The following is a 1,436-nucleotide window of genomic DNA, read 5'->3' as shown; positions in this document are numbered from 1 at the left end:
GCCCGACGATGGCGGCTTCGGCGATCAAGCTGGCGCGGCTCATCGCCCAGGGCAAGGGTCTGAGCGACCTGGTCGAGCAGCAGGTGCCGCAGTCGGTCACGCTGACGTCGGAGACCGTCACCAAGGACAACGCGCAGACGTATCTGCCGCTCGGATTCGAGTCATGAGGCCTGTCGCCGGGGTCGGCATGATCGGCTACGCGTTCATGGGCCGCACCCACTCGCAGGCCTGGCGCAGCGTGGACGCGTTCTTCGACCTGCCGCTCGAACCCGCGATGGTCGCGCTGGCCGGCAGGTCCGCCGAGGCGACCGCGCAGGCCGCGGCGAAGCTGGGCTGGGCCCACGCGGAGACCGACTGGAAGCGCCTCATCGCCCGCGATGACGTGCGGATCGTCGACATCTGCACGCCCGGCGACAGCCACGCCGAGATCGCCATCGCGGCGCTGGAGGCCGGCAAGCACGTCATCTGCGAGAAGCCACTGGCCAACACCGTCGCCGAGGCCGAGGCCATGGCCGACGCCGCCCGCGCCGCGGCCGGGCGGGGGGTGCGCGCGATGGTGGCCTTCAACTACCGTCGCGTGCCCGCCGTCGCGCTGGCCCGCCAGTGGGTCGCCGAGGGCCGCATCGGCGCCGTCCGCCACGTACGGGCGCAGTACCTGCAGGACTGGATCGTCGACCCGGAGTTCCCGCTGGTGTGGCGGCTGCGCAAGGACAAGGCGGGGTCGGGCGCGCTGGGCGACATCGGCGCGCACATCGTGGACACCGCCGAGTTCGTCACCGGCGAGCGGCTGACCGGGGTGTCGGCGCTGACCGAGACCTTCGTCAAGGAGCGCCCCCTGGCCGAGGAGTCGGCCGGACTCTCCGCCGCGGGCGGCGCGGGCAGGGGTGAGGTCACCGTCGACGACGCCGCGCTGTTCACCGCCCGGCTCAGCGGTGGCGGGCTGGCCTCCTTCGAGGCGACCCGTTTCGCCAGTGGGCGCAAGAACGCGATGCGCATCGAGGTGAACGGGGAGCTCGGGAGCCTCGCCTTCGACTTCGAGTCGATGAACGAGCTGTGGTTCCACGATCACACGCTGGCGGCGGAGGAGGCGGGGTTCCGGCGGGTGCTGGTCACCGAGTCCGGGCATCCGTACGCGGGCGCCTGGTGGCCGCCGGGGCACGGGCTCGGCTACGAGCACACCTTCACCCACCAGGTGAAGGACTTCATCGAGGCGATCGCGACCGGCGCCACCCCCGAGCCGTCATTCGACGACGGTCTGCGGGTACAGAGGGTGCTGGCCGCCGTCGAGCGGAGCGCGGCTGACGACAGCCGCTTCACGACCGTGGAGGGATCATGACCAGGCCGATCACGTTGTTCACCGGCCAGTGGGCCGATCTGCCGTTCGAGGAGGTGTGCCGTCTGGCCGGGGAGTGGGGGTATGACGGCCTGGAGATCGC

Annotated in this window: 1 protein-coding gene and 1 pseudogene; both read left to right on the top strand. The window is 71.6% G+C overall.

Going from position 1 to position 1,436, the window contains the following annotated elements; all coding sequences use genetic code 11:
- The first annotated feature begins 163 nt into the window (after nt 1-163).
- A complete protein-coding gene (locus ACWEN6_RS40885; protein WP_452577600.1) occupies nt 164-1,336 on the top strand; it encodes a Gfo/Idh/MocA family protein in 1,173 nt (390 codons plus the stop codon).
- Nucleotides 1,333-1,436: pseudogene (locus ACWEN6_RS40880) on the top strand (sugar phosphate isomerase/epimerase); the annotation flags it as partial. The gene ACWEN6_RS40885 and the pseudogene ACWEN6_RS40880, both read left to right, overlap by 4 nt.

This window comes from Sphaerisporangium sp. NPDC004334 (genome assembly GCF_053602655.1).
The sequence above is the reverse complement of the archived record's forward strand: the minus strand, read 5'-3'. Positions and strand labels throughout refer to the sequence as shown.

Excerpts from the sequence above, each read along its gene's own strand:
- ACWEN6_RS40885 (WP_452577600.1), top strand. The coding sequence starts at position 164 with ATGAGGCCTGTCGCCGGGGTCGGCATGATCGGCTACGCGTTCATGGGC.